The organism is Nonomuraea sp. NPDC051941, assembly GCF_044593615.1.
In genome coordinates this window covers 69002-83489 of record NZ_JBIUCF010000004.1, presented here as the reverse complement: position 1 = coordinate 83489, position 14488 = coordinate 69002, and the positions used below count along the sequence as shown (strand labels likewise).

Genomic DNA, 14488 nt, shown 5'->3' with positions numbered 1-14488 from the left:
CGCCGGCCGGGGTCAGCGGGCCCCGGCCGTCTCCTTCTTGCGGGCCCGGTAGGCCGCCGCCTTGATCTTGTTGCCGCAGGACTCCATGCCGCACCACTCCCGCCGCCCGCCCCGCGAGCGGTCGATGAAGACCTTGGTGCACTCGGGGTTGGCGCACTCCTTCATCAACGGCACCTCCGGGCCGCTGAGGAGCTCGATCGCGTGCCGCGCCACGGTGGACAGTGCCTGCGCCGGCGTCGCCTCGACCCACCGCCCCTCGGCGGTGAGCTGGGGTGTCGCCGGCGGCTTGCGCGCCGTCTCGTTCACCAGGGCGAGCGCCTCGTCGTCATATCCGTCGTCGGCCAGCCGGGCGGTGACCAGCGCGTAGACGGCCTCCCGCACCGCCACCGCCTGGACCAGGTCCGCCTCCTGGCAGGGGGAGACGGCGTCGACGATGCCGGACTCCAGATACCAGGCGTCGAGCCGGTCCGGGGCGTCCAGCGTCTCGAAGCGCGTGGTGCGGCGGGCCCGGAGCGTGCAGGCCAGGTCGAGCGCGGGGTTGCCGCACAGAAAGACATGCTTCACATCACCAGTTTGACAGGTGACGTCTCGCCGTGCAATCGCCATCACCGCTCAAGCCGGTGACTGGCCGTCCGTCCCGTCGTCGAGCCAGCGGGGATGGTGCTTCCTGGCCCACGCGGTCGTCACCCAGCCCGTACGCATCCCGCGCCGCGCCTCCGGATCCCGGTACGCCAGCCGGATGTGCCCGATCACGACGGCGGCGATCGCCACCGCCGTCAGGTCGTGCACGAAGATCGCGCTCGCGCGGGGGATCCCCGGCAGCAGGCCGGTGAACCACATCAGCAGGCCGGTGAACGTCATGACCGGCACGGCGCCGGCGATCCACCCGGCGTAGACCTTCTGCCCGGCATTGAACTTGCCGGCCGGGCGCGGTCCCGGGATCCGCCCGCGTACCCCGCGCAGCCACTCCCTGTCGTACGGCGCCAGCCGGTTGAGCCTGCGCAGGTCGGCCCGGAACGCCCGCGAGGCGAGACCGAGCAGGACGGGCACGGGCAGCAGCAGCCCCGACCACTCGTGCACGACGACCATCAGATGGCGGCGGCCGACCAGTTGCGCCAGCGGCGGGAAGTACAGGCAGGCCGCCGTCCCCGCGCACAGCAGCATGAGCCCGGCGGTCGCGCGGTGAACCAGCCGCTCGCCCCGGCTGAACCGCCGCCGCGAGCCCTCAGGCCGCCGGGTCGAGCCAGCCGTCGACGTCATAGCCGTACTCCTCCCAGTAGCCCGGGATGACCTGGTCGGTGACGGAGATGCCGGACAGCCATTTGGCGGACTTGTAGAAGTACATCGGGGCGACGTAGAGCCGCACCGGGCCGCCGTGGGCGTGCGTGACCGGCGCGTCCAGCATGTCCAGGGCCACCAGCACGTCGGCCCGGCGGGCCTGTTCGAGCGTGAGGCTTTCGCTGTAGACGCCGTCGAAGCAGGTGAAGCGGACCGCCTTGCCCTCGGGACGCACCCCCGCCGCGTCCAGGAGGTGCGAGAGCAGCACCCCGGAGAAGGGGACGTCCGGCACCCGCCAGCCGTCGGTGCACCGTGCCTCGCCGACGACCCGGGTCTGGGGCAGGGCGCGCAGCCCGTCCAGCGTGTACGTCCCCGGCCGCTCGACCAGGCCGCCGATCTCCAGCCGGTAGTCGGCCGCGGTCTTCCTGGGCACCGAGGCCGCGACGCTGTAGTACCGGAAGCCGCCCGGGTTGGGCAGCAGCCCGCTGAGCCCGGTGGGGTCGTTCTGGGAGGCCGCCCCGAGGAGCCGTTCCCAGTCGCTCCGCACGAGAGGCGCGGCGGCGAGGCCGGCGGCGCCCGCGCCGAGCATCGAGAGCATCACCCGTCGCGCGATGGGCGGGCCGCTCTCCGCCGAATGTCGTTCATGAGTCACATGGGCGATTCGAGCACCCGCGGCTCCGGGCCGCGCGGAAAGGCGGAGTCCCGTAAGACTTCCGTCACTATTGTCCCCGAGTGCGCGTTTCGCTCGCCGGCGTCAGCCGTTGAGCGCGCTGGCGAGGGTCACGGCCGCGCTGACGAGGAGAGCGGCCAGCACCACCTTGCGGAAACGATCCGGATCGATCCGGCTGAAGATCGCGTTGCCGGCGAACCACCCCAGCTGCACGACGGGCAGGCCCACCAGCCCGATCCAGAGCGACTGGGTGTTCACCTGGCCGGCCACGGCGAACCCGATCAGGCTGAACACGCTGGTGCCGGCGAACACCGCCGAGAGGGTGGCGCGGAATTTCGCGGGCTCATAGCCCATGCCCTGGAAGGCGGCGACCATCGGCGGCCCATTGGTGCCGGTGGACGTCGAAAGCGCGCCGGACACGAGACCGACTCCCACCAATACGGGGACATTTCCGGGCACCTTCACGCGCCGCCACACCATCACCGTGCAGCCTAAGACTCCGACCCCGATCAGCGCCGTGAGCAATCGCTCGGACGTCACTCCGTACACCCAGAGGCCGATCGGCAGGCCGAGCACGATGCCGGCCATGGCGATCATGGCCACCTTCCACTCGGCGTGGTGACGCTGGCGCACGGCGATCGTGATGGTCATGGCCAGGGCGGACATCGTGGTGGAGACCACCGCTGTATGGGGGTCGACCGCGAGGGCCAGCAGCGGGGTGGCGACGAGGGCGTACCCGAACCCGGTCACGGCGTGCACCGTTGAAGCAATCAGGATGATCACGGCGGCAGCAAGCAGCGTGGACACCTATCACACTTTGCCATAGATCCATTTAAATGATCCAGTATTGTCAGGGGTTAATTAGGAGCGAATTACATGAGTGGTCAGGAATCTGCGAGTTACGTCGTCAGCCCGTCACTCGATGGCGACCAGGCCGTCATCTTCGTTCCCGGTCTGGGAGGCCGGACGAAGTTCGTGGACCGGTGGAACGAACCGGGCCGGGAACCTGTCATCCGCCGGGCCGGCTGGAGCGAGCCGATGAGCGTGCCCTCCGTCGACGTGCGCGGTGCGGCGCTCGCGTCCCTCGTCGCGGACTCCGGTGTCACGGAGGTCGTGCTCGTGGGGCACAGCATGGGTGCTCTGGTCTGCCTGGAGGCGGCCAGGCACCTGGAGCGGCAGGTTCGCGGCATCGTCGTCATGTGCCAGTACCCGCCGCATCGCACGCCTGTCTCGCCTCTGGCGGAGCTGCCCGACCGGGCGCTGGCCGAGGAGATCGAGGCGCCGCCGCACATCCTGGACACGGTGGCCCTCCCCGAGTACGCACGTCTCTGGCGGTCCGAGTACCGCCTCCTCAACCGCTATCTGGAGTCGGACCCGCGCCCGGTGCTCGACGCGCCGATCGTCGCGGTCGGCGCCAGAGACGATGCCAGCTCCTGGGACACCGAGTGCCTCGACGACTGGAGCCGGTACACGACGGAGTGGCTGTCGGTCCACCTGATCGACGGCGGTCACCAGGTCGTCGAGGAGCTGCCTGCCGAGACCCTGCGCGAATGGGTCAGGAAGGTTCGCGGCTGAGCAGCCGCCGCAACTCGGCGGACAGTTCGGCCACCGTCGGGTGGTCGAAGATCACGGCGATGCCGACGTCCACGTCGAAACCCCTGCGGATCTCCTCCACCAGCCCCACGGCGGCGAAGGAGTCGCCGCCCAGCTCGAAGAAGTCCTCGTCGGGGCGGACCGACTCCACACCGAATTCGGCGCACCACATCTCCGTCAGCCGGGCCTCCAGCGACGCCCCGTCCGACGGCGTTTCATCCGTGATGCGATCGGGCGATGCGTCCTCTTCCGCATCGTCGTCCGGCGTGACCTCGGGGTTCTTCAGCACCGCGTCCTCGCCCGCCATGGTGATCGCCACCTGTCTGTGGCCGGGCCCGCCCAGGATGCGCAGCAACATGCCGACCCCGGCCGCGGGCGTGATCCCCGGGTCCCGCTCCTCACGGTAGGTCTCGGGGGCGACCATGGACTCGTCGACGCGGCGCATGGTGAAGCCCCTGACTTCGACGGCGACGTCACCGCCGGCCGTCAGCACGTCGATGTCGGCCACGATCGTGTCCGAACCGCTCGGACGCCGGCGGATGTGGCTGTACGCGAGCCCCGGTATCGGCCGGTGCACCACGATCGACTGGTACGCGAAGGGCGCGTGCGGAGGCTCGTGGTCAGGATCCCGCGCCAGGGACACCGCCGCGTCCAGCAGGGTGGGGTGCAGGGCGTGCTCGTCGAGCTCATGGTCGAACGCCTCGGGAAAGGTGAGTACGGCGAGCTTCGTGCCGGCGTCCTCCCCGGAGATCCAGATCTCCTCTCCCGGCCACCGCGGACCGATGGTGAACAGCCGGTTGTCAGGGTCGTTCGCGGGCACCCGCCGCTCGGGCAGCGACGCGCGCAGCCCGTCCAGGTCCACCGTGCCCGCACCGGCGTCCGCCAGCCGGATCTCACCCGTCGTGTGGACGCGGTAGTCGCCGGACGCGTCGGGGGACGGCGAGAGCGGCGCGGAGCGGACGGTGAATCGCCAGAGGTCCTCATGTGGTTCGAAGCCCACCTCGAGCGACACGGGCTCCGGGGTGGTGATCGGCTGCCGGAAGACCATGTGGCGCAGCTGCGCGGGCCGCCCGTCCGGGTGATCGATCGCCTCGCGGAAGGCGCGCAGGACGAAGTCGACCTGGGCCGTGCCCGGCAGCACCGGCACGCCGTTCATCCGGTGCTCGTCCAGGATTGGATAGTCCTCGGCCGACAGCGGGGTCGACCACCGGCGCACCTCCGCCCCCGGTCCGGAGCGCCCGGCCTGCGGCTGCCGCCCCTGGCGGGCGGCCATGCCGACCTCGGCCCAGGACGGCCAGTTGATGGTCATCGAGGCGCAGCCGGCCAGGGGCTGGCGGCGCACCAGCGCGTCGAGGAAGGCGTTCGCCGCGGCGTAGTCGGCGCTGCCGACCAGGCCCCTGAGCGCCGCGCGGCTGGAGAAGGCCACGAAGAAGTCGAGGTCCGTCCGGCCCCGCAGCACCTCGACCAGGGCCAACGTACCGTGGACCTTCGGCGCGAGCGTCGCCGACACCTGCTCCCGCGTCCGGAACTGGAGCATGCCCCCTCCCGCCACGCCGGCCAGGTGGAACACCCCGTTGACGCCCCCGAAGGAGTCCGACGCCCGGTCGATCGCGCGCCGCAGCGCCTCCACGTCGGTCACGTCGCAGGCCTCGACGCGGCACTCGGCTCCGAGCGCCCGGATCTCGGCGAGCTCGGCGTCGTGCCCGCCTGTCGCATGGCGACCCAGCAGCAGCAACCGCGGTCGCAGGCCGGTGTCCGCCAGGCCGCGCGCCACGGCAAGGCCGAGGCCGCCCAGCCCGCCGGTGATGACGTAGGCACCCCCGCGCCGCAGGTCGGCAGGGCCCACGCCGCCAGGGACGAGCTCCCGCTCGCCGGGGACCCAACGCCGATCCCCCCGCAGGGCGACGATCTCCGATCGCTCGGGGCCGCGCAGTTCCCCGAGCAGCCGATCGTCGATCGCGCCCCCCTGGACGTCGACGAGCTTGCACCTGGCACGCGGGTTCTCGAGCATGTAGCTCCGCAGGAGCCCGAGCAGCATGGCCCGCACCGGATGCACGGTCTCGCCGCCCGTCACGTCCGCGGACAGCTCGGTGACCACCAGGACGTCGCGGGCGCGCTTGTCGGGCGCCCGCCGGGCCGCTTCCTGCAGCAGCTCGACGATCCGGTGGAAACCGGCGTCGAGCTGGTCGTCGATGTTGCCCAGGTCAGGTTCGGCCGGATCTCCGAGCTGCGTCGCGTCGACGATGAGGTCCGGGTATCGCCGCGACTCTCTCAGCTCGTCCAGCAGCCGGACGACGTCCGCCGGGTGCCGGGGGCGGATCACGAACTCGTCCGCCGCCTCCGAATACGAGGAGCCGTGCCGCACCCGTAACGCGTCCCACCCGGCCTTGCCGAGCAGGGCGGCCAGCTCGCCGGCTCGTCGCGGATCGTCGGGCAGGAACACCAGCGGCCGGTCCCGGGCGGGGGTGTCGCGGTGCCCGCCCGGTGCGGCCTCCACCCACGTGGGCAGCCGGTACACCGCGCGGCCCGCCGGCTCCCGCGCCTCCTGAGCGGGCGAACCGCCCGGCGACGCCCGCTCGATCCAGTGCCGCTCGCGCTGGTACGGGTAGCCCGGCAGAGGCACGCGTTGCCGAGGACCCGTGGCACTCAGCGCCGACCAGTTCACGTCCGCGCCAAGGGTCCACATCCGGGCCAGCGCGTGAAGGAACGAGGCGCGTTCGGTGGCGCCCTTCGACGGCCCGTTCGGGAGCGTCGGCACCGCCAGGTGACGCTTGGCGCGCACCTGAGGATGTGACCGTACGAGGGTCGTGAGCGTCCGCCCGGGGCCCACCTCCACCAGCACCCGGTCACCGCCGGACAACACGGCATCGAGCGCCTGCTTGACCAGGACGGGCCGGGTGAGCTGCCGGACCCAGAAGTCCACGCTGCGCAGCTGTGCCGCCTCCACCAGGCCGCCTGTGGACGCCGAGCAGACCTGCCAACGAGGGCTGCGTGGCCGGATGCCGTCGAAGGCCGATCGGAACCGCTCGGCGGCGCCCGTCATGGCCGGGGTGTGGAAGGCGTGCCGCGCTCTCAGCCGGGAGGCGGCGAGCCCCGTCCCGGCGAGGACCTCGTCCTCGAAGCGGCGCACGTCCTCCACCGAGCCGCCGACGACCGTCTGCCGGTCGCCGTTCACCACGGCGACGCCGAGGCTCCCGAAGAGCAGCGGCGTCACGGTGTCCAGGTCGGCCGCGACCGCCAGCATCGCGCCCTGGGGCGCCTCGCCCATCGCCCGGGCGCGGGCGCTCACCAGCCGTACCGCCTCCTGGAGGGTGAACACCTCGGCGAGCGCGGCGGCCGCGAACTCCCCGATGCCGTGGCCGAGCAGCACGTCGGGCTCGATGCCCAGCGCCAGCCACAGCCGCCCCAGCGCGTACTCGACGCTGAAGAGCACGGTGGTGTCCTCCAGCCCTTCCGACGCCCCCTCCCAGATCCGCCGCTGCGCCGGCCCGTGGGCCTCGAAGAGCTCGAAGCACTCGTCGAGTGCCGCGCCGAACGCCGGTTCGGTGCGATAGAGCTCCGCCGCCATGCGGGCGTGCTGCGCCCCTTCTCCCGGGAACAGGAACACCGTGCTCCGGTCCGCCGGCTCCTCCGGCGTGACGATCCGCCTCGCGCGGTCGAGCACGGCGGTGGCCGCGTCGGACAGGCTCTCGACCACCACGGCGCCTCGGACCGGGTGCGGCGTGCGTCCCTTCTGCAGCGTGAACGAGACATCGGAGAGCGGGTCCGCGCTCTCCTCGAAGGAACGGGCGAGCCGCTCCGGGTAGGCCTCGGCCGCGGACGGCGTCCGTCCTGACCACACGATCAGCTGCGTGGGTCCCGGAGCCGGGGCGACCGCGCGGGGCGGCGCCTCTTCGAGGATCGCGTGCGCGTTCGTGCCGCCGATCCCGAACGAGCTGACCCCCGCCAGGCGGCGGCCGGCCGATCGAGGCCAGGGCCGCAGCGTGTCGTTGACGAAGAACGGTGAGTCCCCGAGCCCGAGGAGCGGGTTCACCTCCTCAAGGTTGATGCTCGCGGGGATCTGCTCATGGGCCAGCGACAGCGCGGCCTTGATCAGCGAGGTGATCCCCGCCGCGTGACCCAGGTGGCCCACGTTCCCCTTGATCGATCCGATGGGGCACTGCCCCGACGTCGCCCGGGCGCCGAACGCCTTCCGCAGCGCCGCGATCTCGATGGCGTCACCCAGCCGGGTCGCGGTGGCGTGCGCCTCGACGTACCCGATGTCCCCGGGACCCACGCCGGCGACCTCCATGGCCCTCAGCACGACCTCCGCCTGCCGATCGGCGCTGGGCGCGGTGAAGCCGACCTTGTTCGCGCCGTCGTTGTTGACGGCCACGGCGCGGATCACCGCGGAGATCCGATCGCCGTCGGCCAGGGCGTCGGCGAGCCGCTTGAGCACCACGACGCCGACGCCGCTGCCGAAGATCGTGCCGCCGGCCGCGGCGTCGAAGGGGCGGCAGTGGCCGTCCCGGCTCAGCGGGCCGTCCTGGGCCCACCAGTACCCGTGACCGACGGGGAACTCGACGTCGGCGCCGCCGGCCAGGGCGACGTCGCACTCGTGGAGCCGAAGCGCGTTCACGGCGAGATGCACGGCCACGAGCGAGCTCGAACACGCGCTCTGCACGGTCATGCTGGGGCCGTGCAGGTTCAGCTTGTACGAGACCAGCGTCGAGGCGCTGTCGGGGTTGTTCCACATGCCGGCCGCCATGCCCGTGGCACTCCGCAGCGCCTCCAGGCTGCCGAGGACGCGGCCGATCCCGTAGCGGTTCGCGGCGACCGACGAGAACACGCCCGCTCTGCCGAGCCTCGAAGCGTCGTAGCCGGCGTTCTCGACGGCGGCGTGCGAGGTCTCCAGATACAGCCGCAGCTGCGGGTCGCACGCCTCGGCCTCGCGCCGGGTCAGGCGGAAGAACTCGGCGTCGAACAGGTCGATGCCCTCAGGCTCCGCCACCGCCCGCACGTAGGCCGGGTCGTCCAGCGCTTCGCGTGACACGCCGCTCGACCGGAGCTCGTCCGCGGACGGGAAGCGCACTGCCTCCTCCCCGGCGACGAGGTTGCTCCAGAGCTGCCGGGTGTCGACCGCGGCCGGGAAACGACCCGCCATCCCGATGATCGCGATCGGCTCAACGAGGTCACCCATGTCGTCCTTCTTTCAGGTTCTCCCGCAGGTGATCGGCAAAGGCATTCAGGGTGGGATATTGGAAGACGAGCACGGGAGAGATCTCCGTTCCGAGACGCACGGAGACCTCCGCCACGAAACGCATGAGAGACATCGAGGTGAAACCCGCCTCGAAGAACCCGCCGTCGGGGTCGATCCGGCCTCCGCCTCGGCCGAGAGCGGATTGCGCGCTCTCGTGAAGGACCTCCCACAGCGTCGCCGCCCGGTCCGCACCCTGCCCGCCAGGCGAGTCGCGCACCTCGATGCTCGAAGGCATGACCGCGGGGTCCAGGCAGTCGCCGAGCACCGCACGAACGTCGTCGCCGTCGACCGCCGCCGTGGGGCCGCGTACGACGGTCAGGCGTACGGATCCGACCCCGTTGCCGTCCTCGACGAACGTCGCCGTCGCGTCGACGACGCCGGCGACCCGGGCGGCCGCGCCTTCGATCTCGTCCAGCTCCACCCGCGTGCCGTTGACCTGGACCTGCCGGTCCGCCCGCCGGACGAAGCACATCGAGCCGTCCGGCAGCCGGCGGACGATGTCGCCGGTGTCGTACCAGCGCCGGCCGTCGTGGCCGGGAGCCGGCAGCGGCGTTCCGTCGGTGTAGCCGAGCGCGCAGGCGGCGGCTTCCACGTGCAGCCGGCCCGCACTGTCGATCTTGACAGAGGCGTGGCCGAGCGCGCGTCCGATGGGAACCGGGTCCTCGCTCGCGACCCCCTCACCGGGCGGCACCTGGTGCATGCACACGACCTGCGGGGTCTCCGACGCGCCGTAGCAGTTGGCGATGGTGGCACGCGGGGCGAACCGGGCCGTCGACCGCAGCGCCGCGGCCGTGAGCCGTGCCCCCACCGAGCAGACCAGCCGCAGGCTCTCGACGGGAAGCCCCGACGAGCCGGCCATGAGCTGGAGGAGGACCGGCGAGCCCTGGAGCACGGTGATGGAATGCTTCGCGAGCCAGGCCGCCGTCAGCCGGGGATCCGAGGCCGTGCGGCCGTCGGGAATGAACAACGTCGCGCCGGTGAGCCAGGGCGCGATCAGCTCCCGCAGGCTCGGGTCGTGGCCGGGCCTGCTGAGAAAGGCGATCCGATCGGATTCGTCCATGGGCAGTTCCTTGAAGAACGCCACGCCGGCGGCCTCGAAGGCCGCCCGTCCGACGACGATCCCCTTGGGCCTGCCCGTCGTGCCGGATGTGAAGAGGACATGGCTGACTTCTCCCATGTCCTCGCCATGGAGCTGCCGGCCGGTGTCCAGCGGCTCCAGATCAGTCAGGGCGGGCCCGAAGGTCGCCGCGGCGCCGGTGGCCGTCAACGCTCCGCGCACCCGCTCAGGACCCCAGTCCCCGAGGATCGCCGGGACGGCGCCCGCGCGCCAGACCCCCACGATCCGCGCGACGAACTCCGGGCTCCGCTCCGCCGGCACGCCCACCACGCGGCCCTCCAGGCGGTGAGCCCGCACGGCGTCGCCGACGTCCTCGCTGAGCGCGGCGACGTCGCCGAAGGTGATGTCACGGCCCTCGTGGACCAGGGCGACCCTGCCCGGGTCACGTGGCACCCGTCCGAGAAGTCCCGGCGCGGCAGTGCCGGCCGGGTCACGGACGGGACTGATCAGGTCGTCCCCTCGGCTCACGCTAGCCTCCCTCGGATCGGGTCATAACAGCTCATCCCACGCCGAGTGGAAGTACCTGGGGTGCGCGCCGCGTAGCTCGCTCCAGTGCTTCCTGCGCTGCTCCGCCGGCGCGGTGTCGATCCGGCGGTCCGGGTGATCCCCGGCCGTCGCCCACGCCAAGTGCATCAGCGGGAGCACGGCCGAACCACGCCGGGCCTTGCCCAGCTCCGCCCCGGCCCCGGTGACGACGCTCGACAGCCCCATCGCATAGGCGTGCCTGACGGGTTCGTAGATCGCGGCGTTGAAGTACACGAACGGGTCCGGCGCGTCGTCGTCGAGGCGTCCGAAGTCCGTCACGTACAGCCGGTCATGCCAGCGGCACAGGACTCCGGCGCCGACGATGTGGCCCCGCACCCGGCACAGCACGGCCGTCGCCGCGGCGTCTCCCAGCGCGGCCGAGTACTGCGCGAGGCGGCGCGTGACCGCGTCCACGCCGTACGCCATCCCGTGCTTGGCCCGCACGTTCACGATCATCGGCGCGACGGTCGCGATGGCCTCGCGGAGAGGGACGGTCTCGGTCGCACAGGTCCTGGCGAAGAGCCCAACCTCCCTGCGGACGCTGGTGCGGGTGTTCCGTGGCAGCGTCGCGAGGTAGTCCTCGAAGCCCTCACCGGGGAGCTCCAGCTCGGTCTGCGCGACACTCGCCAGCCGGTGGTGATCTCCGTCGCCGACGACCGGAGCGAGATCTCTCCATGAGGAGGCGTCGAGGAACAGGAAGAAGGTGTACGGGAGCCCGCGCTCGACCGCCACGGCGCAGGCGGCGTCCCGAAGCGCGTGCAGGACCACCGTCCTGGTCGTGGCCGGCAGGGTGCGGTCCACGATGAGCCGCGTGCTGAATCCCGCACGGGAACCGGCCAGCAGTCCCAGCCGGCCGCCGGGCGGACCCGCGGCGTGCAGGAGGTCCTGGAAGTGGAGCTCCGGCCAGTACAGGAAGTCACCACGACTGGGGAGCGAGTCATAGAGGGGAAGGGCGCCGAGGATTCGAGGGTGCCCGGGTTGTCGGGCGATCAGGTAGGTGACGGGTGCTTCGCCGGATTGCTCCAGAGCCCGCAGCCACGCGCGGCTCTGGAACAGGTCCTGCGGGTCGGCGACGTCATCCCACGCACGCCCGGCGATGTCGTCCAACGAGGGGACGCGCTCGACCGTCACGAGCCCGGGCACTTCTGGCTGTATTTCTGGAATTTTCTGGTGCGTCATCGAAACACCGCAGTCACGGTCAGCCGGGCTCGTGATGGAGCCATTCGAGCAGGTCTGGCTCCGCGAACTCGGCTATCCGGCGGTCGTAGTGCGCTCGATCCTCAACGGTGAGGAACTGCTGCCATTGGCCCGACTTACCGCTGCGGAAAAAGCGTTCGCGATCGCGGATGTAACCCAGTTGCTCATCGGGTGCGAGTTCGTCCGCGCGATTTCGCATCTGTTGGAACGTTGCTGCCTCGACCAACTCCGGCCACCTGCTCTCGTCGATCTCGATGCCGAGCCGTCCGGCGAGCCGTCGCATCTGGCCGGGGAGGTCCTCGGAGAGCTCGGCGTAATGGAGCAGGATGACGTTCGGCTCCGAGCGGCGGACCCATGCGCGGCTCTGCGTCCAGATCAGCGCGCGCAGCGAGTCGAGGTTGGCGTACGGCGAGTCGTCGTTGTCGACCCAACGTAACAAGTACGTCCGTTCGTCGAGGAGGTCCCTCTCGTCGTGACCGTCGACCGGGGCCTCGGCCGCCCCGTTGCCGGGCTGGGCGGCCTGGTGGATCAGCCGGCGGATCACCTCACGCTTGAGGTTCTTGCCGTGGCTGCGCAGGGAGATGGCGACATCGCGCGGATCCCGGCCCACCGTGATGTAGGTGACCTGCGGATCGGTCGGGATGCCGTCGAGCGGGATGTGGGTCTTGATGAAACGGCGGTGCCGCTGCGCGGACAGGTGGTCCCAGACCTCCTGCTTCGGACGTACGAGCATGTCGATCCACGGTGAGAGGCTCGACAGCGGCGCGGGCAGCTGAGGCGTCTGGAAGACCAGGAGCGCGCAGATCATCTGGGTCCAGGTGGTGCCGCACTTAGCCGGGGAATTGATGACGATGTCGCCAGGCCGGAATTGGAACCCGTCCCACCGAGAGCTGTCCTCCATCGGTGTGAGGTAACGAGCTAGATGCGTCGTCATTTGTGTGAGTTTAATCACTAGACATGAGTTACGGAAGGTATGTGATTGTGCGTGTGCATTCCGTATAGGAATTGGGATTTGGCCATATTACTGATCTGACTAGCGGGTAATTGTTCCGGTAAACCCTCCTGTCTGGGCATTTGATGATCAAATCGCGGGCTCACCAACCGCGCAGGGAGTAGGCGGTCACCTCATCGGGCAGTTCGGCGACGCGGGACAGCGCGCCGGTGCCGATGTTCCAGCCGAGCAGCCTGTCCCCGCTCTCGATGATCACCGTGTCCTGGCCGATCCAGCCGCGTACGGGGCAGCCGCCCTTCCCGCACCTCGTGTCAGGAGCGTCGCCCCAGGGCAGGAGCAGCGTCCTGACCACCCGTCCCGTGTCGGCGTCGGCCACGACGACCACGTCGGCGTTCTCCGCCTGGTCGCCGCGGGCGAACGCGGACCTGGCGACGAGGTCGCCGTGCTGCCATCCGTGGTTGCCCAGGACGCCCACGGGCATGCCACCCTCGCCGGTGAGGCCCCGGACGTCCAGCGCCACCTCCGACCCGCCCTCCTGGATGACCGTCCGGCCGCCTTCGCCGGGCGAGACGATCCTCAGGTCGCGATAGCCCGCGACACCCGTGAAGTCCTGGTACGACTGCCGCCGCGCCTTCCCCGTGGCCAGGTCGAGCAGGTAGTTCGCCTTCTCCTGCTCGACGAGGAGTTGCTCGCCGCGCCAGAGCACCACCTCGTTGAACCCCGGCACCTTGTAGCGCCGGGTCTGGCCGATCACCAGGTCGACGACCACCACCGCGTCCTTCTGCGGGAAGGCGGCCATCGTCCCGTCGGGGGAGAGCGAGTTGGGCTTCAGCGCAGTCCCGCCGTTGCCGGCCGAGTCCACCGAATCACTCAGCTTCACATCGAGAGGGACGCGGCCGTCGGACTTCACCAGATAGATCCGCCCGTCGCCGAACTCGGCCAGCGCCAGCACGGGTCCGGGAACCGAGGTCACGACGGGGATGCCGGCCCACTTCTGCGGCAGCCCGGTCGCCAGCGCGGGCAGCCCCGCCTCGTCGCTGGGCGGCGGCGCCGTGTCCATGGGCGGGGTCGACGGGATCGTGGGCGTGGGGGTGGCGCTGGGGTACACGGTGATGCCGCGCTCGACCGGCTCCGGGGACACGACGATCCCCACCGCGACGAGCGCGGTGAGCGTCGCGGCCACCGCGGCCGCCGTCCACCGGCGGCGGGCCCGGCTCCGCGTACCCTGCCGCCACAGCTCGCCCGCGCGGGACGTCCCCTCGGGCAGCGTCTCGGCGAGATCGTCGAAGAGCTCCCGCAGCCTCTGGTCCGTCATATCAACACCTCTTCCAGCTCGGGAGCGACCTCGCGCAACCGCTTCAGCGCCGCGTGCGTCTGGCTCTTCACCGTCCCGGGCGAGACCCGGAGGATCGCGGCGACCTCCCCGACGGGCAGGTCCTCGTAGAAGCGCAGCACCAGCACCGCCCGCTGCTTCACCGGCAGCCTGGCCAGCGCGCGGGCGAACACCACCTTCAGGTCCGACGCTCCCGAGGTGTCGTGATCCGCCAGGTCGGGCGGCTCCCCGTAGGCGAATTCCCGCCGCCTCCGCCAGCTGGACGCCACGTCCCTGTACAGGGTGGTACGCACGTAATTGACCGGGTCGGTATGCACTTTCGACCAGCGGCGCGCCAGTTTGATCAGGGCATCCTGGAGGACGTCCTCGGCGAGATGCCTGTCACCGCTGATGAGGATGGCCGCCCGCAGCAGCCGCGGGTGCCAGGCGGTGACGAAGGCCTCGAACGCCTCGGAATCCGTCATGTAGAGAAGACGTCCCAGAGGGGGTGAACGGTTGGGGCCTCCGCGAAATCTGGTCCGTGGTGACGTGAATCACCGTCACCGGCGCCTCTTCGGTGTCACACCTCCCGGCCCGATTTCGTC

The 14488-nt window shown here is 71.0% G+C and carries 11 protein-coding genes; 1 reads left to right on the top strand and 10 read right to left on the bottom strand.

What is annotated here, in order from left to right; all coding sequences use genetic code 11:
- Positions 1-12: 12 nt before the first annotated feature.
- The 4 genes from ACIHFD_RS09555 to ACIHFD_RS09540 all read right to left on the bottom strand — a co-directional run bounded on the left by ACIHFD_RS09555 (position 13) and on the right by ACIHFD_RS09540 (position 2755).
- Complete coding sequence (locus ACIHFD_RS09555; RefSeq protein WP_350727510.1) at positions 13-564, bottom strand: CGNR zinc finger domain-containing protein; 552 nt, start codon at positions 562-564, stop codon at positions 13-15.
- Positions 565-612: 48 nt separating this feature from the next.
- Positions 613-1260, bottom strand: a complete 648-nt coding sequence (locus ACIHFD_RS09550; RefSeq protein ID WP_363971171.1) for a cytochrome b/b6 domain-containing protein — start codon at positions 1258-1260, stop codon at positions 613-615.
- Positions 1226-1930: a molybdopterin-dependent oxidoreductase gene (locus ACIHFD_RS09545; protein WP_397366350.1), complete on the bottom strand. Its 705-nt coding sequence runs from the start codon at positions 1928-1930 to the stop codon at positions 1226-1228. The genes ACIHFD_RS09550 and ACIHFD_RS09545 overlap by 35 nt, the downstream gene beginning before the upstream one ends.
- 102 nt (positions 1931-2032) lie before the next feature.
- On the bottom strand, positions 2033-2755 hold the full coding sequence (locus ACIHFD_RS09540; protein ID WP_350727512.1) for a sulfite exporter TauE/SafE family protein: 723 nt from the start codon (positions 2753-2755) through the stop codon (positions 2033-2035).
- Positions 2756-2824: 69 nt separating this feature from the next.
- Between ACIHFD_RS09540 and ACIHFD_RS09535 the strand changes: the two genes are divergently transcribed.
- The gene (locus ACIHFD_RS09535; protein ID WP_397366349.1) at positions 2825-3523 is read left to right on the top strand and encodes a thioesterase II family protein; all 699 of its coding nucleotides are present in this window, start codon (positions 2825-2827) and stop codon (positions 3521-3523) included.
- Here ACIHFD_RS09535 and ACIHFD_RS09530 read toward each other — a convergent pair.
- The 6 genes from ACIHFD_RS09530 to ACIHFD_RS09505 form a co-directional block, all read right to left on the bottom strand.
- A complete protein-coding gene (locus ACIHFD_RS09530; protein ID WP_397366347.1) occupies positions 3504-8720 on the bottom strand; it encodes an SDR family NAD(P)-dependent oxidoreductase in 5217 nt (1738 codons plus the stop codon). The two genes, ACIHFD_RS09535 and ACIHFD_RS09530, sit on opposite strands and share 20 nt — an antisense overlap.
- Complete coding sequence (locus tag ACIHFD_RS09525) at positions 8713-10365, bottom strand: non-ribosomal peptide synthetase (protein ID WP_397366346.1); 1653 nt, start codon at positions 10363-10365, stop codon at positions 8713-8715. Before ACIHFD_RS09525 ends, ACIHFD_RS09530 begins: the two co-directional genes overlap by 8 nt.
- 21 nt (positions 10366-10386) lie before the next feature.
- A complete protein-coding gene (locus ACIHFD_RS09520) occupies positions 10387-11601 on the bottom strand; it encodes a peptidogalycan biosysnthesis protein (RefSeq protein ID WP_397366345.1) in 1215 nt (404 codons plus the stop codon).
- A 19-nt stretch (positions 11602-11620) separates the two neighbouring features.
- Entirely contained in the window at positions 11621-12553 is a 933-nt protein-coding gene (locus ACIHFD_RS09515) for a sulfotransferase domain-containing protein (RefSeq protein ID WP_363971160.1), read from the bottom strand.
- Between the two features lie 160 nt (positions 12554-12713).
- Positions 12714-13886, bottom strand: a complete 1173-nt coding sequence (locus ACIHFD_RS09510; protein ID WP_397366344.1) for a hypothetical protein — start codon at positions 13884-13886, stop codon at positions 12714-12716.
- Entirely contained in the window at positions 13883-14368 is a 486-nt protein-coding gene (locus ACIHFD_RS09505) for a SigE family RNA polymerase sigma factor (RefSeq protein ID WP_350727519.1), read from the bottom strand. Before ACIHFD_RS09505 ends, ACIHFD_RS09510 begins: the two co-directional genes overlap by 4 nt.
- Positions 14369-14488 lie beyond the last annotated feature (120 nt).

Bases quoted from the DNA above. Each gene is read 5' to 3' on its own strand.
- ACIHFD_RS09550 (WP_363971171.1), bottom strand. From the start codon at position 1,260: ATGACGTCGACGGCTGGCTCGACCCGGCGGCCTGAGGGCTCGCGGCGG.
- ACIHFD_RS09535 (WP_397366349.1), top strand. From the start codon at position 2,825: ATGAGTGGTCAGGAATCTGCGAGTTACGTCGTCAGCCCGTCACTCGAT.
- ACIHFD_RS09530 (WP_397366347.1), bottom strand. From the start codon at position 8,720: ATGGGTGACCTCGTTGAGCCGATCGCGATCATCGGGATGGCGGGTCGT.
- ACIHFD_RS09520 (WP_397366345.1), bottom strand. From the start codon at position 11,601: ATGACGCACCAGAAAATTCCAGAAATACAGCCAGAAGTGCCCGGGCTC.
- ACIHFD_RS09515 (WP_363971160.1), bottom strand. From the start codon at position 12,553: ATGACGACGCATCTAGCTCGTTACCTCACACCGATGGAGGACAGCTCT.
- ACIHFD_RS09510 (WP_397366344.1), bottom strand. From the start codon at position 13,886: ATGACGGACCAGAGGCTGCGGGAGCTCTTCGACGATCTCGCCGAGACG.
- ACIHFD_RS09505 (WP_350727519.1), bottom strand. From the start codon at position 14,368: ATGACGGATTCCGAGGCGTTCGAGGCCTTCGTCACCGCCTGGCACCCG.